Origin of the sequence: Larkinella punicea (assembly GCF_003334855.1) — a bacterium.
Taxonomy (GTDB): Bacteria; Bacteroidota; Bacteroidia; order Cytophagales; family Spirosomataceae; genus Larkinella; species Larkinella punicea.
The window spans coordinates 247,162-267,987 of sequence record NZ_QOWE01000008.1 but is presented as its reverse complement, the minus strand read 5'-3'; the positions used below and the strand labels follow the sequence as shown (position 1 = coordinate 267,987).

The following is a 20,826-nucleotide window of genomic DNA, read 5'->3' as shown; positions in this document are numbered from 1 at the left end:
GGAATTAGTTACCCAGGAATTTCTTCGCCTGTGTAATTCCGCTGTTTATTTTTGCTTTCACCTCACTGATTTTCTTCAATTCCAGATCCAGGTACGCTTTTGCCTGCGTTTCATCCATGCCTTTGACGGTATCGGCGTTGTAATGATTCATCCAGGCAAACATCAGGCTGTCGGTTTCGGTCAGGTCTTTATTGATGGTCAGGCCTTCTTCCTGACGGGCCTTGACGCTGGCTGAAGCGGGTGTGATTTTGGAAAGACTATCAATCTGGTGGCTTATCTTTTCCTTCAAATCCATCAGGTCATCGGTGCGGGGCATGATCTCGTCATGAACAACCATAACCTGATCTTGCATTTGTTCAATGCTTTTTTTGTCGTTGGATGACTGACAACCCGCCAGTGTAATAAGGCAAATCACTAGTTTTTTCATGGTATTGATGGAGGATTTTAAATCGGTGGGTTTTCATTCAGGACGACGCTTTCTGCGATAGCAGTTCTTTTGCATTTTTCAAAACGCTGGCCGACGGATTATTTCCGCCGATCATCTGGGCGATTTCCTGAACCCGTTCGTTAAAACTAAGTTTTTTCACCCGGCTCACGGTACGATTGCCGGAATTGTCTTTATACACAAAGTAATGGGCTTTGCCCTGCGCGGCAATCTGGTGCAGGTGTGTAATGGCGATGATCTGGTGGCTGTGTGCCATGTCGCGCATCATGTTTCCCATTTTGATCGCAATTTCGCCGGAGACGCCCGTATCAATTTCGTCAAAGATAATCGTCGGCAGCGAACGTTTGCTGGCCAGAATGTATTTAATCGCCATCATTAACCGGGAAAATTCCCCTCCTGAAGCGACATTTTTCAATTGCTGGTTCTTGACGCCTTTGTTGGCACTGAACAGGAAAGAAACCGTATCGACACCCGTGTCGGTCGGCTTGCCGGCTTCCAGGCTGATTTTCAACGAAGCATTGGGCATGCCCAGGTCGGCCAGCAAACTGCCCACCCGCTCCTCAATTTCGGGGTTTGCTTCCCGGCGTGACGCAGAAAGGGCATCGGCACTCGTCATGAGTTGCTCAAAAGCCGCTTCGTTTTCGGCTTTGGCCAATGCCAGTTCAGCATCGGAATTCAGAATTTTACTGACTTTTTTCTCCAGATCTGCCTGAATAACCAGCAGTTCGGCGACGGTCTTTACCGCGTGTTTGGTTTGTAACTGATAAATCAGATTCAGTCGCTCCCGAATCACTTCGACCCGTGCATCGTTGGTCTCGATGTTATCCTCTTCGGTATTTATTTCATTGGCGAGGTCACGCAGTTCGATCAGTGCGCTTTGCGCCCGGTCCCGAAGCTGGCTGAACCGATCCGTCAGGCGGGTGACGTAGTTCAGGTTGTTAACCACATTTTTGAGGTAAACAACGACCGATTGCTCCGCATTGTCGAGGTAATCAGAAGAGAGCTGAAGCCGCTCTTTGATGTCTTCGGCGTTTTCCAGAATCGTGAGTTCCTGTTCCAGCAACTCCTGTTCGTCGGTTTGTAATTCCAGTTTATGAAGTTCTTCGTACAGGAAACTGTTGTAATCGAACTCCTTTTTCATCGTCGCCGTTTCGGACAGCAGGCGCTCGTAGGCTTCCTGCTTGAGTCGATAGGTGCGGTAATCGATGCGGTATTGGCGCAACAGGGCGTCGTTTTGGGCGTAGGTGTCGACAATTTCCAGTTGGTATTCATTCGACCCCAGCAGAATGGAATCATGCTGCGAATGAATGTCCATTAAATGGCTCGTTACCCGCCGGAGAATATCGAGCGTCACCGGTGTATCGTTCACGAAAGCGCGGGACTTTCCGCTCGGGCTGATCTCCCGCCGAACCACGCAGGTTGAGTCGTAATCGAGGTCAGCCTCTTCGAATAGATTCTCAATGAGGTAGCCTGATACCTTGAAAAGCCCTTCGATTACGCATTTTTCGTCCGGATTATAGAGTGCCTTGGTGTCGGCCCGATTACCCATCAGCAAACCAATGGCACCCAGCATGATGGATTTTCCCGCCCCCGTTTCACCCGTAATGGTGTTCAGTGCGGTATCGGGATCCATTTCCAGATGTTCTATCAGGGCGTAGTTTTTGATCAGTAAATGCGAAAGCATGGCAAGATTCTAAAAAGAAGCCGGAATGCGAAGTAAACGTTTACCCATGAATTATCTGAGTAACTTCCGGTAAACTTCTGTTTTGGCCGGGTCGAGGGTGGAAAGAAGCGTGAAGGCTTTTTGCCGCTCATCGCGCGGACCCTCGTTCATGATGTTAAAGAGTTCTTCGCCCTTGGCATCAAAAAACGTGTTGATCACCACGGAATTGAGCCGCTGCTGACTGACCTGCTGGAGGGTCGACAAAACGCCCAAAATCTGCTGTCGCGCCCCCGATGGGTTGGTGGTGAAGGTATCCAACGCCTGGCGGTGGTAGGTATACAAGGCGTCGTGGTAGGGAATAAACTGCTGGCTTTGCAGATTTTCGATCAGCCAGTACCGGTTGCGGATGTCGCCCTTGGCTGTCCACGCCCCACCAGCATCGGCTCGTTGATTCGCGAGGGTCATCACATTGTAAGCCCGTTGAAAAAACGGTTTTCCACCCTGCTTGCTGAAGGTGTTATAGTCGACACCCAGCATGATGAGCGCATGAAAAGCAAGCAAAGACGTTAACTCACTGGAATTGGTATTTTCGTTAAAAAACATTGCATCGTTCGGGCGGTATGGAAAATCAAACGAATTGTCGATGTAACGCAGTGTAACGGTCTCATAATTACTGCCATACACCGGTCTGGTAACAATGACCTGCGCACGACCCTGGTAGACATTCTGAGCGGGAACTTTCAGAATGTCAATAATTAGCTTGCAGTTGATGCGTTCTTCCGGATTGAACGCATCGGTAGTCCAACGGCGGGTATTGATGAAATCCGTAATGAAACTCTGAAGTTGGGGGAAAACCTGACGGTCGGTGATTTGCGTCGACTGGGCCTGGTTGAAATTCACCGTCACCTGGCAATTGAGTTCCTGGGCCAGACCGGTTTGGGTCGACAGGCCGATGAATACCGCAACACTTCGCAATAAGGATTGAAATTTCATACCATCGATAACTGTTCCTGAACGAGATTGAGCAAATCTTCGGCCACTTTGTCCTTCGATTTCAGATCAAATTCATACATCCGCTCGTCTTTGTCAATAACGGTAATTTTGTTGGTATCGTGCCCAAAACCGGCTCCCGGATCGCGCAAAGAATTCAGAACGATCAGGTCGAATTTTTTGGCCCGAAGTTTTCCCAGCGCATTGGCCAGTTCATCGTTGGTTTCCAGTGCAAAACCGACTATGATCTGATCCGGGCGTTTCTGCTGCCCCAGGGTGGCAGCAATATCGACGGTTTTGGTCATTTCCAACCCAAAAACCGCTTCCTTTTTCTTTATTTTCTGGTCGGCGGGTTGCAATGGGGTGTAATCGGCCACGGCGGCTGCCAGCACAACCACGTGCGCTTTCGGAAATTCTTCCGCCGTTGCTTCAAACATTTCCCGGGCCGAGCGTACCGCTATGCGCCGGATGGCCGGATCGGGGAGGGGTTGCACCGTGGGGCCGCTGACGAGCGTAACGTCGGCTCCGGCCTGGGCAAAAGCGTGGGCAATGGCATAGCCCATTTTGCCGCTCGAGTGGTTGCTGATAAAGCGAACCGGATCGATGGGTTCCTGCGTGGGACCAGCCGTAATCAGTATTCGTTTGTGTCTGAAAACCGGGCGGTGGGCAAAATGTCGTTCCAGTTCATTCACAATGTGTTCCGGTTCTGCCAGCCGGCCTTCGCCCACCAGTCCGCTCGCCAGTTCGCCGTGTTCGGCCTGAATGAGGTGATTGCCAAAGGATTCCAGACGCCGGAGGTTTTCCAGGGTCGTGGGGTGGCGATACATGTCCAGATCCATGGCGGGAGCCAGAAAAACCGGGCATTTCGCTGATAGATAAACCGCCGACAGCAAATCGTCACAAAATCCGTGGGCCAATTTCGCCAACGTGTGTGCCGACACCGGCGCAATAACCAGCAAATCGGCCCAAAGAGCCAGTTCGACGTGGTTGTTCCACTGCCCTTCGCCCTGTCCGCCAGACTGGATGAACTCCGAAAAAACGGGGCGTTTCGACAGCGTGGCCAGTGTCAGGGGTGTGATGAAATCTTTGGCCGCGGGTGTCATGATCACCTGCACTTCGGCTCCCGACTTGATCAAAAGCCGGATCAGCAGGGCGGCTTTATACGCAGCGATGCTCCCCGTTACACCCAGCAGAATCTTTTTTCCGGTCAATTGGGACATGATAAACAGGATAAACAAAACGAACCGAAGAAGCACAAAGGACACAGAGAGAGGTCGCCGGTGCGATTTTCTCCGTGGTCTCTGTGCTTTTCCGGTTCGTTTTGAATCTAACGTAAAGAATTACAGCGAGCTACTCGTGTCTTCTTCAACCGTGCGCCATTGCAGTTTCCCTTCCAGGAACTCATCCGTTGCCACCGTGGTCGGTTTGGGTAGACGTTCGTAGTATTTTGAAATTTCAATCTGCTCCCGGTTTTCGAACACTTCTTCCAGGTTGTCGACAGCCGACGCAAATTCTGAAAGTTTGTTGCTCAGTTCTTCTTTCATTTTGCTCGAAATCTGCCGCGCCCGTTTTGAAATGATCGATACTGATTCGTACAGATTACCCGTTGCTGCCGCAATTTTATCGGTATCGCGGGTGATGATCGAAGGATTATTTGCCATAGTTTTTTGGTTTTCTCTTCTCGGTTTTCAGTCGCCGAACGCTGGTGAATTCGGCCAACCGGTATTGATTAATTGGCCGTCGTCGCTGTGACTTTGGCCGGTTTTTGTTGTTGATTTAATTTCTCTTTTTCCTGATTAGCGATGGTTTCCAGTTCCTTGCGGCTGTCTTCATACATCCGCTCCGCTTTTTTTAGATCCGGGCTTTTCGGGAATTTATCCACCAATGCCAGGTAATAGGTAACCACTTCCTGGTGCCGCTCTTTCAGTTTATCGGCAAAACTATTTTTAGCCAGGTTGTACTGCGCATCCACGCGCAGGTAGGCCAGTTCTTCGTTGTATTTCGAATCCGGGTATTCACGGAGGAAATTGGTAATGGAAACCACCGACGACCGGTAATTGGCAATGTTGGCGGCACTGGTCTTGTAGTATTGTTTGGCTTTATCGTAGGCCTTCAATTCTAGCTTATCGCGTAGAACGGCAATATACTGGGTACATTCCTGCCGGAAAGGACTCTGCGGGTGGGCGTTGATAAAGTCCTGCAAAGCGGCCATAGCCGTCAATGTATTGGATTGATCCAGGTTGTAGTTCGGCGAATCTTTGTAGAGCGAAAGGGCATAGAAATACATCGCTTCGTGAGCGTAATCGCTTCGGGCAAAGGTTTCATAAAATTGCTTGAAGTGAAACGATGACAACTGGTAGTTCTGCTGCTGGTATTCGCAGTGAGCCCGGTAGAACTGGGCCATTTCCGATTCCGTGCTTCCTTTCAGAATGGGAATCAGTTCTTCAAACAACAGACCCGCCCGGTAAAATTCCCCCTTTTTAAAGTACGTGACAGCCGCCTGATACTTTTGATCATCCGTACCCGTTTTCTGTAATTTCTGAAATGGGCTGCATGATGTAATCATTACCAACAACACAACCGCTAATGTACCTGCTTTCAAACAATGCTGCATAAGGATGCAAAATTAATAAAAATCTCTGTAAGACTAACGATCATTCCCCGTAAATAGTGCTGACGTTGAGGGTGCTGCCAGGCAAAAAAATAAGCAGTAAACAGGAAAACTGCCTACTGCCTATCAAACCTTATATCGATCGTCATTGATGACTGACCATTAACTTTTTGGTTGCAATTTTCTGTCCTTCCAGAGACAGTTGATAAAAGTACATACCGGAATTCATTTCGCTGGTTGCAATCCGAATTTTTCGCTCGTTCCGGTCCAGAACATACTCTTTCACCGGAGCACCTAACACATTGTAAAAGATGAGTTTAGCGTCTTTTACGCCACCCAGAATCTGGTAGTCTATTTCGGCTCTTTCGTTGGCTGGATTCGGGTAAATATTCGAAACCGTGATCCGTTCATTGGCATACATCCAGTCTTCTACTTTCCGGGTCTCTTCCGCCGACACGCGGGCTTCAGGGGTTGAAAGGTTGCCGGTATCCGAACTGGCGGTGCGAACCGGGGTTTTACCCGCCGAGGTATGCAGAAGCTGGTTGCGGTAAAATTGGTTGATGGCGGTATTTTTCTGAGCAGTGACGCCACGATCCAGACTGGAAACGCTGGGGTGCTTCAGGAAGGGGAAGTTGCGGGAGTGAATCACACGACTCGTCGGTGCGGGTTTTTGCCCCAACTCCAACCGGCTTTTGGGCTTGCCGCTATCGCTCTGAGCCATCAGGCTCTGCGATACCAGAAGTGCCAATCCGGTTAACCAGGCATATAAACGTACAGGTTGTTTCATATAATTTCATTCAATAATTGGGTGGATATAATACCCCATCACAAACATATTTAAAAAAACGAGAAAGTCAACGACCACTTCCTCAAAAAATTGCAATTCAAATACTTTTTTGTCAGTTAGAACAGGTTGTTACCCCAAAGGTTTAAAACAAACTCGAAAATTTATTTTGTAAACCGTAGGACACCCAATCAGTTACCGGTTTTCCGAACCGGTTTTTTATTCAGTTCCTTTTCCAGATCGCTCTCTTCCACCGGCGCTGGCGTGGGGCGAAGTGCCGGTTTTGAAATGGTATTTTTCAAGGGTTCCGTCGATAAACTGTCTACGGGTTTCGCTTTCTGCTCAGTACTGCCAACGGCCGGTTTGTAATCCGTTTTCGTTGCCTCGGGTATCGTTTTTACCAAGGCTGGGTTTACGGTCTCGGCGGTCGTATTATCAACGGACTGGACGGTGGCCGTTTTGACTTCTTTAATTTCCTTTTTCGGTTCAACCGTCGGAACGGGTGCCGGTTTTTTCACCGAAACCGCTTCTTTAACGGGTGCGGTTCCGACGGTATTTTCCGTCGTTTTCCGGATCAACCCTTTCATCTTTGATTCGTTTAACGGAACCTCCCGTTTGGTCGTCGCCGATGCTTCGGGCAAAACGGCTGCTGCCGCTTTTTTGACGGTTTTTGCACTTAAAACCGTTGCCGATGCGGGCGTCGTTGATTCCGGTAATCCCAGAATCCGGGCTTTGGTTGGCTTTTCGGCCATCCGCCAGTTGAAACCGTCCAGTTGTTTGTCCGCATCCTTTAATTCCTGGGGAGGAACCAGTTTGGAATCCGGCTGGCCGTAAAAGCTAATTTTGTTAACCTTTCGGTCCGCAAACCGGATCGTCATTTTACTGCACAAAACCCGGTTCATACCCACCATTTTGTTATTGTCATCGACGGCGAAATACAGACTCTCCCCATTGCCTTCAACCACCACATGATCGATGTCGGAGCGATCACTTTTCTTGTCATACGCAAAATAACTGGTCAGCGTCCGGCCTTTTACCTGGTTAAAATTGAGCAGTGTATCTTGTGATATGACGAACGAATGGCCCCGAAGTAACATTTTATGGATGCGATTATTTTTCATCAATGCCGTTATCGAGTCACCTTCCATCTGGTAATTCGTGCTCCAGACAATGGGATCCTTGAAAAAGTAGATGGTCGAGTCTGCGGTTTCATACACGATCGAATCACATTTACTCTGCAAATCATTCTTGAAAACCAGGACATTTCGCTGCCCGATCAGCCGCCGGTACGTCGAATCCGTGTTGACCTTCCCCTTTTTGTATCTCGGATTGGGTAGTTCAAACGACCAGAGGGTATCGGCCCGCATGAACAAGGTATCCGAACTCGAAATGCTCTTGACCAGGGCGTGCCCAATCATGCGGGCGACACCGGCTTTTCGGTTGTATCGACCGAAATCGCCCGTCAAAATCGTTTGATCTCCCTTCGCAAAAAGAACGACGTTGCCACGGGCGGTGTAATAATCGTTGGCGTTGTTCCCAAACAAAGTATCGCCCGTCAGCGTATATTTCTCCGTTTCAATGGTGGCCCGGCGCTGGAAGTTCGACAGGCGCGAGACGGTATTGTAATCTCCGTCTTTGGCAAGCAGCGTTCCTTCCTTGCTCACAATTTTGGTTGGCCCCTGAAACGTGGCAATTTTGCTCAACGAGTTGTAAAGCAACGAATCAGCGGTCAGCGTATACTGCGGATTGACCAGTTTAACGTTCTCATGAAACGTAAACAGTTTCGTCCGCGTGTTGTAATAGCCTTCCCGGCTCGTCAGAATATTCTCCCGGTCAACAATCCGGCCTTTTACCGGATAATGGGCAATTCCGTTGGCCATGTCGTAATCCAGCCGCCGGGTAGTCAAGGTCATTTTCCGGTCTTTCAACACCACCGTCCGCCCCGTTACATTGGCTTGTCGACTGGCCCCGTAATAGAACAAGGTATCCCCTTTGACACTCAGCGTATCGCCCTGAATCATCCGTACATTGCCGTAAGCTTCAATGACGTTGGTGGTCAGATTTTGAACCGCCCGGTCGCAAAACATCAGCGTATTTTTGTGCAGAAGCTCGACGTTACCGATTAGTTTACGAATCTCTTCGGTTCCCGATTGCAGGCCTTCCAGTTGGTCGGCCCGTTTCAGAATTACAATATCGGTTGCGCCACCCGCAGCCGGATTGCCAGGCTGGGCGTTTGCTGAACCGGCCAGCAAAACCAGAAGCATGACCAGGAGCTTGTGAATCATTCTATTGCTATAGACGCTCGTTTTATTCAAAGGGTTGCGATGCATGGAAAAAAATCTTCTGAATCATCTGAACTGGGATTACGCGGATTAAATGATTAACTAGGAATACTTTTCTCCTTAACCGACGTAACGGCATTTCAGACTATTTCGGATACAAAATTATGGCTTTAGCGCGAAACCGGGCGATAGACCACCAGTTTTTAAGTTTTATTAACAGAGAACAACTTTTTAGCCAAACTGATTGCATCCTGCTGACGGTTAGTGGCGGATTGGATTCGGTGGTGATGGCGGAGTTGTTTCGGACGGCGGGTTTTCGGTACGGAATCGCCCACGTCAATTTTCAGTTGCGCGGGGCCGAATCCGATGAAGATGAGGCTTTTGTGAGAGCCCTGGCGGAGCAGCATGGCGTCCGGTTTCATACCACCCGTTTACCGGCAAAACAGCAGGCCGAAGAGCAGGGGATTTCGACGCAGATGGCGGCCCGGCACCTGCGGTATGCGTGGTTTGAGCAACTGGCAGAGGAGAACGGCTACGCCAGCATTGCGACGGCTCACCACCAGGATGATGTCCTGGAAACAATCCTGATCAACCTGGTTCGGGGTACGGGCCTGACCGGATTGCGGGGCATTCCCATCCGGCAGGGACGCATCATCCGGCCGCTGTGGTTTGCCGATCGTGAAACCATTGGCGACTATGCGCGGGAAACGGAATTGGTTTGGCGCGAAGACAGTTCCAATGCGTCCGACAAATACCGCCGAAACCGCCTTCGCCATCAGGTGATTCCTATTCTGAAAGAAATGAACCCCAGCCTGTTGCAAACCCTGCAAACCACCGTTGCGCGCTTGCAATCAGCGGACCAACTGCTTGAAGAGGAAATGCGCCGGTCTTGGGAGGAGATAGCCGAGAATCGTCCGGAAGGCGTCTTTCTTTCGATTCAGCAACTCCTCAACCAGCGGGAGTGGGCGTTTCGGTTGTCCGAATGGCTGAAACCATACGGTTTTCAGTATGTTCAGATAGACCCGCTTGCTGAAGCCGTTCGGGGAGACGGTTTTGGGCAAAAATTCCAGTCGGCGACCCACCAGGTGCTTCGCGATCGCGACTATCTGGTTGTTTCAGAATTACAATCGGTTGCCAATCAGGAGATTATTCTAAATGAAATGCCGACTGGCGAGGTGTCGGTTTCGGATCACTTTTTTTTACGGTTCGAAATCATTGAGTCTTTAAACGGGTTTCAGATTCCGCCCAATCCGGATGTGGCCTGCCTGGATGCCGACCGGATTTCCTGGCCGTTGACCATTCGGCGCTGGCAAACCGGAGATCGCTTCCAGCCGCTCGGCCTGAAAGGCAAGCAGTCGGTTGGCAATTTTCTGACCAACCAGAAAGTCTCCCTGACCGACCGGCGTTCTGCCTGGGTCGTTGTGGCGGGTGAGGCAATCGCCTGGCTCATCGGATACAGGCCCGATGACCGGTTTCGGGTCACTGGTCAGACTCGAAAAATTCTGAAAATTGAGCGCAGAATTGTCGGGCAATAACCCCATTATTCTTCAAAAATAGTCACCCTTTTTTGTTACCGATTGCTGAGGCACGAGATTTTAGTATCTTTTAATGTGATGTACAAGCAATTTTTGGCATTCGTTTTGATGCTTTCATTGGATAACCCTTTCAATTCACTATGAAATACGTACGATTGTCCCTGCTGAGTGCCATCCTGAGTATTGTGGCGTTGGCCGTTCAGGCGCAAAGTGCGCGTCTGAAAGCGGCCAACAAACAGTTCGAGAATTTGGCCTACGTGAATGCGGCCCGGGCGTATGAAGATTTTTTGCGACTTGATAAGAAGAAAGACCCCGCTGAGGTGCAGGAAGCTTACACCAAACTGGGCTATAGTTACCGCGCGTTGCAGGATACGAAAAATGCCGAACGAATCTACGCCGATCTGATCCGGGAATTTCCCGAAACCGACTCCAAAAATTACCTCTACTACGCCCAGGCACTGGCCGCCAATGGCAAATACCGCGACTCGCAAAAACTGTACAGCAAATACGGTGAAAAGCAGAATGAAGACTTGCGGGGCCGGAAATTCACGGTTTCCTACATGGACATGAACCGGTTTTTTCAGGATTCTTCTTCCTATAAAGTGGAATTTCTGCCGGTCAACTCCCGTCAGGCTGATTTTAGCCCCATGTATTATCAGAACGGCCTGGCTTTTGTGTCAGCGCGCGATGAAACGGGACCGGTCAAACGGGTTTTTGGCTGGAATCAAACCCCGTTTCTGGACTTGTATTTTTATCCCGATACGGCTGAACTGCAAAATAACGCAGAACTCGCGGCCCGGGCGGCTTCGCTGGGTGGCAGCAATGCGACGGCTGACGCGGTTGAGGTTGCACCCGTGGAGGAAAAGTCGCTTTCCAAAACCGAATTGTTCAGCCGGACGCTCAACACGAAATACCACGAGGGGCCGATGACTTTTTTCAAAGACCAGAGCCGGATCATTTTTACCCGCAACAACACGGCCAAGGGGAAAGGCGGAAAAAGTAACGATGGCATCCGTAAACTGAAATTATACATCGCTGAAAATAACAAAGGGAGTTGGCAGAAAGTCGAGGAACTCCCGTTTTGCAGCAATGATTATTCGGTCGGACATCCGGCTTTGTCACCGGATGATACCAAACTGTATTTTGTGTCGGATATGCCGGGCGGTTTTGGCGGGACCGATATTTACGTGGTCGAGTACAAAGACGGGCAATGGTCGTCGCCGGTGAACATGGGCAAGGAAATCAATACGGAAGGCAACGAAATGTTTCCGTTTGTTGACGAAAACAGTAATCTCTACTTCTCCTCGGACGGCCACGAAGGATTGGGCGGTCTCGACCTGTTTTATGCCGAACTGCGGGAAGGAATCGCTTTTAAAGGCGTTCAGAACATGGGGTATCCGATTAATTCGGAAAAGGATGATTTTGGCCTGATTACCACCAAGAACCGGACGTCCGGTTATTTCAGCAGCAATCGGAAACGGGGTGTCAGTGACGACAATATTTATAGTTTCCGGCGGACCTGCAAGCAACTGAACATTTTTGTTTACGATGCCAAAACCAGCGAGCCCATCGCCGTGGCCGATGTTCGGGTGATCAAAGCCGGAGTAAATCAGGATTTACGCTTTACCGGGGTCGATGGCAAAACCAGCTTTTGTCTCGATGCCAATGTCGATTATGAATTTAAGGCCATTAAGGAAGGGTATTCGCCCAACAGCATCCGGTTTTCAACCATGACGCAATCGGAAAGGCCGGTGATGACGGTGTCGATTTACCTGGAAAAAAGTGAAAATACGCTGGTAAAAGGAACGGTGAAAACGGAAGTAAACCAGCAGCCCGCACCGGGCGTAACGGTGACTTTGCGGAACGATAAAGATAAATCCGAACAGCAGGTCGTGACCGGAACGGACGGGAAATATGAATTTGAGATGAAACCGGGAGCACCCTATACGTTGACCACACAGAAAAACCGCTATACCGCTAATTCGGAACAAATCCCGAAAATGAAGGCCGGAAAAAATCCCAAACTGATTGAAAAGCAACAGGGTATTTACGGTGAGGGCGATGTATTTGAGCTGAAGAACATCTATTACGACTACAACAAGTTTTTCATCCGCCCGGATGCCGCCCGGGAACTGGATCACTTAGCCCGGCTTCTGAAAAAATACCCGGAAATGAAAATTGAACTCCGGTCGCACACCGACAGCCGCGCCAACGATGCTTACAACCTGCAATTGTCGACCTACCGGGCCAGAGCCACGGTCGATTATCTGGTTAACCATGGGATAGACCCTTCAAGGCTGGATGCTCAGGGGTATGGTGAAACCGAAATCCTGAATGGTTGTACGGATGAAGTGGCCTGTCCCGAAAGTAAACACCAGAAAAACCGGAGAACTGAGTTTAAAATTGTGTCGGTTCAGGGCAATCGTCCTGAAACCGCCGGAAAGTAAAGGTTAATGGTGTAATGCCTGTTTTCGGATATTCGGAGGGGGGAAACCCGATCGTTCTTCAAATCAACGTTCCGCCATCCGCGTGGAACAGACTGCCTGTACAATACGCCGATGCGTCGGATGCAAGAAATAGGGCCAGTGGGCTGATTTCGTCGGTGGTTCCCATGCGGGCGATGGGCAAACGGTGGGTAAAATGAGCCAGAATCGCTTCGTCCTGCCAGAGCGCCTGACTGAATTTGGTTTTGATCAAACCGGGGCAGATGGCGTTGACACGGATGTGGTCGGCGCCCCATTCTTTGGCCAGGACTTTGGTCAGCATGTTCAGACCCGCTTTGCTAACACTGTACATGCCCAAACCGGGATCGGGCGTTTCGCCGGCAATGCTGCTCATCATGATGATGCTGCCACCGCCCCGGGCTTTCATAATCGGATACACCATTTTACTCAACTCAAAAGGAGCCTTGACGTTCACCTGCATGATTTTATCGAAAGCCGTCAGATCGCAGTCAATCGTTGGTCCGAAAATGGGATTGGTAGCCGCGTTGTTGACCAGAATGTCGATGCCGCCGTATACCTCCACGGTTTTGTCGACCAGGTGCCGAAGCTGGTCGTGGTCACCGGCATGGGCGGCAATGCCGCAGGCTTCTCCACCTTCTTCCCGGATTTCGGCAACAACGCCGTCGAGGCTGCTTTGCCGACGGCTGCTAATCACGACTTTGGCTCCAAACCGGGCAAACATGCGGGCAATGGCCTCGCCGATTCCTTTACTGGCTCCCGTGATCAGTGCCACTTTGCCGTCCAAACCAAAAACGGATTTCTCTGCGTCTTTTCCGGGTAGTTTTGCCATATTTGACCGTATCTTGTGGGGTGATCGAGGAAAGTCTGTCTGCAAACTATCCTTAAAATTGAACAATTCAAAAATAAGGTAGGATCGTTTTAATGACTCTACAGGTAATTTGTATACGAGAGATTTACTTATTTTCGTTGCCATAAAGAAGAAAGAACCAACCACCGTTCTACAATGACCCAAAACTCTACGGATTTACCTCCCTTCGTGCGTTCCTGGCGCCAGTTATACAGCATTGTCATTGGCAGTTTGCTGCTCGAAATAATCTTGTTTTACGGGTTTATGCGGTATTTTTCATGAGCAGTCTCGATTGGCTCATCCTGGCCGGCACACTGGCGATTATCATTGTTTATGGGGTGGTTCGTAGCCGGGGTAATCGCAACATGGGCGACTACCTGCTGGCCAACCAATCATTGCCGTGGTACCACGTTTGCCTGTCGGTGATGGCTACCCAGGCCAGTGCCATTACTTTTCTCTCCACACCGGGGCAGGCCTTTACGGACGGGATGCGGTTTGTTCAGTTTTATTTTGGACTTCCGCTGGCGATGGTTGTACTGGCTGTTACGTTCGTTCCCATTTTCCACCGGCTGAAAGTTTTTACCGCTTATGAATACCTGGAATCCCGGTTCGATGCCCGGGTTCGCGTTTTTACGGCTTTGCTCTTCCTGTTGCAACGCGGGTTGTCGACGGGTCTTTCCATCTACGCGCCGTCCATCATTCTCTCGACCATTCTGGGGTGGAACATCTTCTGGACCAACATCATCATGGGCGGTATTGTGCTGGTGTATACCGTGACGGGTGGAGCCAAAGCCATTTCCTACACCCACCTCCAGCAAATGCTGATCGTGACGGTGGCCATGTTTATTGCCGGCTGGATGACGGTGCATCTGCTGCCGGCGGATGTCGGTTTTATGGATGCGCTGGAAGTGGCCGGAAAAGCCGGGCGGCTCAATACCATTGACCTCAAATTTGACCCCGATAGTCGCTACAACCTCTGGTCAGGGCTGATTGGCGGTTTTTTCCTGCAACTGTCTTATTTCGGTACCGATCAGTCGCAGGTGGGACGCTATTTAACCGGGCAATCGATTGGGCAAAGCCGACTGGGGTTGCTGGCCAACGGGATGTTGAAAGTTCCGATGCAGTTTTTGATCCTTCTGGTGGGTGTGCTGGTATTTGTATTCTATCAGTTCAACCCCTCGCCGGTTTTTTTCAATAAAGTAGAAACGGATCAACTGCTGAAAAGTCAATATGCGGATCAATACCGACAGTTGGAAACGGAACACCAAACCATTGCCACCCGTCGCCAAAAGGCGGTTTTAACGCTAAATAAGGCACTTTCTGATGGGAACGACGCATCCGTTGAACAAACCAAGGCGGTGATCCTGAAAACCGACGAGGAAGCCAAAGCCGTGAAAGGGCAGGTGGTCGATCTGATTAAAAAGAACAACCCGGTGGGTGATACGAGTGATGTCAATTATGTTTTTCTCCGTTTCGTGCTCGACTTTCTGCCCCACGGTTTGATCGGGTTGCTGATTGCCGTTATTTTCAGTGCATCGATGGGGTCGATTGCCGCTGCCTACAGTTCGCTGGCTTCCACCACGGTGGTCGATATTTACAAACGGCTTTTTTGCAAAGACTATTCCGATGGGCATTATTTGAAGGCGTCCAAGGTGGCGACCATCATTTGGGGTGTATTCTGCATCATTGTGGCCCAATTTGCCAGCAAGCTGGGGAGCATGATTGAAGCCGTCAACATCCTGGGGTCACTTTTCTACGGCGTTATTCTGGGGATATTCCTGGTGGCTTTTTACGTCAAATCCATAGGAGGGAAGGCCACCTTCTGGGCCGCCGTGATTACCGAGGGGCTCGTCGTCTGGTGCTGGCTGGCTGAACTGACCGCATTTCTGTGGTTGAACGTGATCGGTTGTGTTCTGTTAATCGGGATTGCCTGGTTATTGGAACAGGTGATGCCTTCGAAGAAAACGGCGACTCCCTCTTAATTTTTAGGGCAACTGACGCTCCCGAAGGTACGCCAGGAGCATGTCGAGAGTCAGTTGCATACGGCCCTGGGACGCGTTCAGTTGGCATGTCCAAATATACTGAAAACTATTTTTGGGGTGTATAGTTGTATGTAAAAATAAAAAACGCTTTCAATTCCAATGATTGAAAGCGTTTTTTTGGGTATTGATTGTCAAAAGCTTATGCTTTTTTCTTCTTACCTTTCAGGACTTTAGTGTCCACTGGAATCAGAGCCTGGTAATCGGCAACCCCTTTTTGGATACCCTCTTTGTAGAATCGGAAAACTGGATCATTGGACGCTTCACCGACCACAAGTGCCTTTTGAGCCAGGGGTAATGCCTCGGCTACCTTGCCCATTTTTGACAGGATTTGGGCCTTAATCCACAGGTTCGAATAGGTTTCTTTCAGCCCGATCGACTTATCGGCCCACGCCAGTGCCTGGTCCAGGTTGCGGTTTTTGGAAAGGTTCCAGTTGGCAGCGGCTTGCAGAATACCGGCATCTTCGGGTTTGTCGGCAACGGCTTTTTCAATGTTAGCCTGAGCGTTGGCCATCACATCGACTTTGAGGTTGGCCGTAGCCCGCGTATCCGCCCAGTAGAAGTTCAGGTTGGCAGTGCTATCGGTCAGGTCGCTGATGTCGATGGTGAACGTTTCGCGGGGGCGCGACACTTTTTCTGCTTTTATTTGCACCCGAACGGCATCTTCTTCTTTTTTGTACCCGTTCGGAATGCCTTCTTCAGCACTGGCGGTTGGGTTTTTATTGAAGATCAGCGTCCAGTCGCTTTGATTCGGGATCGTAAAAACGGAGTAGGTACCAGCGGGCAATTTCTGGCCCTGCACCATCACGTCCGTTGTCGTTTTAAAATTGGTAGCGCCATTGGCACCGGTCCGCCAGAGCTGGCCGAATGGCGCCAGGGGTGTTTGCGCACCCAGGGCTGCCCGTCCTTTTAAACTGGGCCGCGAATAGGTTATCGTAAGATCCGTGGTGCCAACCGTCTGGATTACCGTTGCTCCCGGACTGGCTTGCGGCAATTTAATCTGGGCGATGGCTAGCTGGGCAACGAGCGTCAGTGTGGCTAGAATGGAAATTTTTTTCATGGTTTCAGTTAATTGTATGTCGTAGTAAAATCAGGACGAAATTGCAGTTTTTTCTCTTCATTGCCAACTCGATTCCCAAATATGCACCGTCAACCTTTGTTAACGCTGTTACAGCATCACCAGCCCTTCGATGAAGAAGAAAGCACCATGCTGGAACAAATTATTCAGTTTGTCAAGAGCCACAGCGACTGCTTCGAGCGCCATCTGGCCATCGGCCATGTAACCGGTTCGGCCTGGATCGTCAGCCCCGACCGCCGACAGGTGGTTCTTATTCATCATGCCAAACTCGACCGCTGGTTTCAACCCGGAGGACATGCCGATGGTGATCCGGATCTACTCGGGGTGGCACTGCGGGAAGCCGGGGAGGAAACCGGTCTTCAGAATATAAAAGTGGTTAGCCCGGCCATTTTTGATGTCGACGTCCATACGATCCCGGCAAGAGCTTCGGAGCCTGAACACCTTCACTACGACATCCGGTTTTTACTGGAGGCCACAACAGACCAGCCATTCGTTCAGTCAGCGGAAACGAAGGGGGTTCGATGGGTGAATGTGGATGAAATTGAGAAATTGACGACTGAAAAATCAATAAATAGAATGAATACTAAGAAAAAATAGAATAACGAAAAGTATAGTTATTGTTTGTGGTGTTATATTGGCAACGAAAACAACTTTATTGTTTTCCCGGTACAACAAAACCACAGCTCCTATGAAGACGATACGAATGACCTGTCTGGGTCTGCTGGCGATAGCTTTGGCTATCCCGGCAACTTCGCAGGATAAAGTGAAGCGAGACCACACGTATTCGACGGCAAATTACAAGCATCCGAATAAAGCGAAAGCCGCCCGCGAGTGGGAACCCGAGTCGGGGATCACCTTCCGGATTCGGAAACGCCAGCCGCAGAACATCGCCAGTTACCGCGAGCAGCAACGCCGGGGCGGCATCGGAGACCCGGCTATTGCCATTCCGGCGAAACCTTCGATGGCCAACCGAAATTATAAGCAGCAGAATTTGATGGTCAGCCCACCACCGGCCAACAAACCGGAAGTTGCCAACCGGGCTGAAGCCGACGAAAGCGTTGGAAATTAAGATGAACCTTCCGATCCAGGCCACCTCCGAAACGGGGTGGCTTTTTCTTTAAACCCTGAGCCTGCTCAAGCGGTTATGCTTTGTGACGAGAGAAATCAATATAGATGTTGTCTCATTTCTCTTGTCTTTTCTCTCATTTCTACCATTTATGGACGTTCACTCTCAGGAACCTTTCTGGCTGTTGAAAAACGGCTTATTACACACCTATCCATCTTTACGCCAACCCATTTCCTGCGATGTACTCATTGTGGGGGGCGGCATCACGGGTTCGCTCATGGCCCATTCTCTCGTTCAGGCGGGTTTCGATACCGTCGTGATCGACAAACGGGATGTGGCAACCGGCAGCACATCGGCCAGCACGGCCATGCTACAATACGAAATTGACACCGCTTTGCACAAATTGATTCCGATGATCGGCGAGGAGGGGGCTCTCCGCGCCTACGAATCGTGTCGGGATGCAATCGGTAAAATTGACCAACTGGTGAAGAAACTCAAAAGCCGTTCCGGTTTCAAACCGAAGAAAAGTATCTACCTCGCGGCCATCCCGGACGACGAAGAATTTCTGCGGAAAGAATATGAATCCCGCCGGAAACACGGTTTTAAGGTCGAGTGGCTCAACCGGGCCAGCTTGCGCAAACGCTTTGGACTGGCGGCCGTTGCGGCCATTTGTTCGTCGGATGCGGCCGAGATCGACGCCTATCACTTCGCCCACGATCTGCTGCGGGCTTCCGTCGCCAAAGGCTTACGGGTTTTTGACCACGTTGAAATCAAGGCTACGGACTATGAACCCAACGGCGTTCGGGTGTTGACCACCGATCTGGCACTGATTGAAACCCGGAAAGTAGTGTATTGTACCGGTTATGAAGCGCAGGAAATGCTGCCGGAAAAGGTGGTCAAATTGAAAAGTACCTTTGCCGTCGTGAGCGAACCCCTGCCTGAACTGCCCCCGGAACTGCGGTCGGTTTTGCTGTGGGACACGCAAAGTCCCTACCTCTATTTGCGGACTACCGACGACAACCGGGTGTTGGTCGGTGGGGGAGACGAACCGTTCAAAAACGCGTTGCTGCGCGATAAACTGATCGACAGGAAACGCGAAATGCTGACCGAAAAAGTGCGGCAATTGTACCCGGATCTGCCGTTTATTCCGGATCTGGCATGGGCGGGGACCTTCGGTGAAACCAAAGATGGGTTGCCCTACATTGGCGAACATCCTGCTTTTCCGCACAGTTATTTTGCGCTCGGTTTTGGCGGCAACGGCATCACGTTCAGCGTAACGGCGGCTGAATTGATTCGGGATGTGTTGCAGGGCAAAAAAGCCGACGAACTACAATGGTACCGGTTTGGCCGTTAATTGTTCCGCGAGCGTCAGTATTTCATCAACTTCACGGTTCGTTTGGCACTTTCGCTCGAAAGGGTCAGGAAATACAGTCCGGGGGATAGGCTCAGCGACTGCAAGGAAAAGTTCGCCATCCGGTCTGACGAATACTTTTGCTGCCAGACCACCTGACCCGCCGAATTGGTCACCATCGCTTCGATAGTCTGGTTCAGCGGGATTTCATTCCACTGCACCGTAAGCCGGTCGGCGTTGGTGAACGGATTGGGGTAAATCAGCAGGGAGTAGTCGTTGGCAGCAATAACCGATGCCCGTTCAAAATTGGGAATACCGTACCCTAATTCATTGTTGGGTTGGGTAAACTGGTTGCCCGACTGGCGCAGGCAGGCAATCACCTGTTGGGCGGTCAACCGTGGATTGGCCTGCCAGAAACCGGTTGCCAAAGCCGCCACGAGGGGTGCGGAGTAGGACGTTCCGCTTCCCGTGGCTACGGTGCCACCGGGCGAACCCAAAACCGTGCCGGATCCCAGGGCAACCAAATCCGGTTTGACGCGACCATCGGCGGAGGGGCCAAACGAACTGAACGGTGATTTGACGCCATTCCGGTCGACGGAGCCAATGGCCAGAACCGTTGGCACATCGGCGGGGGCGCCGATATAACGCCAGGTGTCATTGCCCTCGTTGCCGGCCGAATTAACCACCAATATACCGGTTTCGGCGGCCCAGCGGGCGGCCCGGCTGACGAGTGTCGTTTGTCCGTTCAAATCATTGTAGGTATAATTTTGCGTTGGATCGTCGAAGGTGGTGTAACCCAGGGAGGAGTTGATGACATCGGCCCCGGTACTGTCGGCATACTCGGCACCGAACAGCCAGTTCGCTTCCTCAACCGGCGTTTCGCTGGCGGCATCCTCAGTTCGGAGCAGGAGGTAGGATGCCTGATAGGCCGGGCCAATCAACTGGTTGGCCTGATACCCGGCCATGATCGACAATACTTCCATACCATGTTTATCATCTTCGTAAACGCTGGTTTCTTTTTGGACAAAATCATAGGTGCCAATGATGCGGTTTTCCCGAAAAAGCGGACTCAGAAATGGAACCTGATTCGCATTCCGAAAACCGGCATCGAGAATGGCGACCAACATGCCTTCGCCGTGGTAGCCCTGCGCGTGCATTTTATCAACGCCAATCTGGATCAACTGCTCGCTCGAAATACCGTAGACGCTCGGATCAGCCTGTTCGAGTTTGTTTTTTTGGGGATTGGACGTTAACTGGGCATAGCCAATCCGGGCATTGCCGATGGAACGGTTTCTTTCGACGCCCTGAACAAAGGCCAGTGCCCGAATCGTGGCCAGGTTAGCTTCGGTCGTTTCGACCAGCACGGCATTGGCCCAGCGCGAACTGAACCAGACTCTGGCCCCGGTTTGCTGAAGGGCGGAGACGTAAGCCGGATTGACGGGCAGGTCTTTTTCCTGCACCGAAATGCCTTGTTTAGTTCTTCGCTGAATGGCCCGCTGGGACAGAAATTGCTCCGGTCGGCTGATCGAATAGGGTGTGTTGACTTTATCCTTCAGCAGGATCAGGTATTTGCGGGTTTGGGCCTGCGCCGACAAGCCGCTGGTGACCAGAATAAGCAGGAGAAGTACGGTTTTTTTCATACGTCGATTCAGGATATAATTTACATCCCG

The 20,826-nt window shown here is 50.6% G+C and carries 18 protein-coding genes; 7 read left to right on the top strand and 11 right to left on the bottom strand.

The window, feature by feature from the left end; translation table 11 throughout:
* Positions 1–4 precede the first annotated feature (4 nt).
* From DUE52_RS11890 to DUE52_RS11855, 8 genes are all read right to left on the bottom strand, one after another.
* A complete protein-coding gene (locus DUE52_RS11890) occupies positions 5–427 on the bottom strand; it encodes a hypothetical protein (RefSeq protein WP_114406228.1) in 423 nt (140 codons plus the stop codon).
* Positions 428–464: 37 nt separating this feature from the next.
* Positions 465–2,129, bottom strand: coding sequence for a DNA repair protein RecN (gene recN / locus DUE52_RS11885; protein WP_114406227.1), 1,665 nt, complete (start codon positions 2,127–2,129; stop codon positions 465–467).
* Between the two features lie 51 nt (positions 2,130–2,180).
* Positions 2,181–3,101 carry a type IX secretion system protein PorD gene (gene porD, locus DUE52_RS11880; protein ID WP_114406226.1) on the bottom strand — a complete coding sequence of 307 codons (921 nt, stop codon included), beginning with the start codon at positions 3,099–3,101 and terminating at the stop codon, positions 2,181–2,183.
* On the bottom strand, positions 3,098–4,318 hold the full coding sequence (coaBC, locus tag DUE52_RS11875) for a bifunctional phosphopantothenoylcysteine decarboxylase/phosphopantothenate--cysteine ligase CoaBC (RefSeq protein ID WP_114406269.1): 1,221 nt from the start codon (positions 4,316–4,318) through the stop codon (positions 3,098–3,100). Before coaBC ends, porD begins: the two co-directional genes overlap by 4 nt.
* Before the next feature lie 120 nt (positions 4,319–4,438).
* Complete coding sequence (locus tag DUE52_RS11870; protein WP_114406225.1) at positions 4,439–4,759, bottom strand: DNA-directed RNA polymerase subunit omega; 321 nt, start codon at positions 4,757–4,759, stop codon at positions 4,439–4,441.
* Between the two features lie 68 nt (positions 4,760–4,827).
* Positions 4,828–5,712, bottom strand: a complete 885-nt coding sequence (locus DUE52_RS11865; RefSeq protein ID WP_114406224.1) for an outer membrane protein assembly factor BamD — start codon at positions 5,710–5,712, stop codon at positions 4,828–4,830.
* A gap of 142 nt (positions 5,713–5,854) precedes the next feature.
* On the bottom strand, positions 5,855–6,496 hold the full coding sequence (locus DUE52_RS11860; RefSeq protein WP_114406223.1) for a T9SS type A sorting domain-containing protein: 642 nt from the start codon (positions 6,494–6,496) through the stop codon (positions 5,855–5,857).
* A gap of 188 nt (positions 6,497–6,684) precedes the next feature.
* Positions 6,685–8,778 carry an OstA-like protein gene (locus DUE52_RS11855; protein WP_114406222.1) on the bottom strand — a complete coding sequence of 698 codons (2,094 nt, stop codon included), beginning with the start codon at positions 8,776–8,778 and terminating at the stop codon, positions 6,685–6,687.
* A 161-nt stretch (positions 8,779–8,939) separates the two neighbouring features.
* Here DUE52_RS11855 and tilS point away from each other — a divergent pair, with 161 nt between their 5' ends.
* Together tilS and DUE52_RS11845 are read left to right on the top strand one after the other, a co-directional pair.
* A complete protein-coding gene (tilS, locus tag DUE52_RS11850; RefSeq protein ID WP_114406221.1) occupies positions 8,940–10,310 on the top strand; it encodes a tRNA lysidine(34) synthetase TilS in 1,371 nt (456 codons plus the stop codon).
* A 140-nt stretch (positions 10,311–10,450) separates the two neighbouring features.
* Complete coding sequence (locus DUE52_RS11845) at positions 10,451–12,757, top strand: OmpA family protein (RefSeq protein WP_114406220.1); 2,307 nt, start codon at positions 10,451–10,453, stop codon at positions 12,755–12,757.
* 58 nt (positions 12,758–12,815) lie between these two features.
* Here the strand turns inward: DUE52_RS11845 and DUE52_RS11840 are convergent, their stop codons facing one another.
* On the bottom strand, positions 12,816–13,604 hold the full coding sequence (locus DUE52_RS11840) for an SDR family NAD(P)-dependent oxidoreductase (protein WP_114406219.1): 789 nt from the start codon (positions 13,602–13,604) through the stop codon (positions 12,816–12,818).
* A gap of 174 nt (positions 13,605–13,778) precedes the next feature.
* On the opposite strand from DUE52_RS11840, the gene DUE52_RS32950 reads away from it, so the two are divergent.
* Together DUE52_RS32950 and DUE52_RS11835 are read left to right on the top strand one after the other, a co-directional pair.
* Positions 13,779–13,904 (top strand): hypothetical protein, encoded by a 126-nt coding sequence (locus tag DUE52_RS32950; protein WP_262510987.1) that lies wholly within the window; start codon positions 13,779–13,781, stop codon positions 13,902–13,904.
* Complete coding sequence (locus DUE52_RS11835; RefSeq protein ID WP_114406218.1) at positions 13,901–15,604, top strand: sodium:solute symporter family protein; 1,704 nt, start codon at positions 13,901–13,903, stop codon at positions 15,602–15,604. The genes DUE52_RS32950 and DUE52_RS11835 overlap by 4 nt, the downstream gene beginning before the upstream one ends.
* Positions 15,605–15,803: 199 nt before the next feature.
* Here DUE52_RS11835 and DUE52_RS11830 read toward each other — a convergent pair whose 3' ends face one another.
* A complete protein-coding gene (locus tag DUE52_RS11830) occupies positions 15,804–16,721 on the bottom strand; it encodes a DUF2911 domain-containing protein (RefSeq protein ID WP_114406217.1) in 918 nt (305 codons plus the stop codon).
* A gap of 81 nt (positions 16,722–16,802) precedes the next feature.
* Here DUE52_RS11830 and DUE52_RS11825 point away from each other — a divergent pair, with 81 nt between their 5' ends.
* From DUE52_RS11825 to DUE52_RS11815, 3 genes are all read left to right on the top strand, one after another.
* Positions 16,803–17,336 (top strand): NUDIX hydrolase, encoded by a 534-nt coding sequence (locus DUE52_RS11825; protein WP_114406216.1) that lies wholly within the window; start codon positions 16,803–16,805, stop codon positions 17,334–17,336.
* Between the two features lie 91 nt (positions 17,337–17,427).
* Complete coding sequence (locus tag DUE52_RS11820; RefSeq protein WP_133299826.1) at positions 17,428–17,808, top strand: hypothetical protein; 381 nt, start codon at positions 17,428–17,430, stop codon at positions 17,806–17,808.
* A gap of 148 nt (positions 17,809–17,956) precedes the next feature.
* A complete protein-coding gene (locus DUE52_RS11815) occupies positions 17,957–19,159 on the top strand; it encodes an NAD(P)/FAD-dependent oxidoreductase (RefSeq protein WP_114406214.1) in 1,203 nt (400 codons plus the stop codon).
* A gap of 14 nt (positions 19,160–19,173) precedes the next feature.
* On the opposite strand, the gene DUE52_RS11810 is transcribed toward DUE52_RS11815, so the two are convergent.
* On the bottom strand, positions 19,174–20,796 hold the full coding sequence (locus DUE52_RS11810; RefSeq protein WP_114406213.1) for a S8 family serine peptidase: 1,623 nt from the start codon (positions 20,794–20,796) through the stop codon (positions 19,174–19,176).
* Positions 20,797–20,826: the final 30 nt, after the last annotated feature.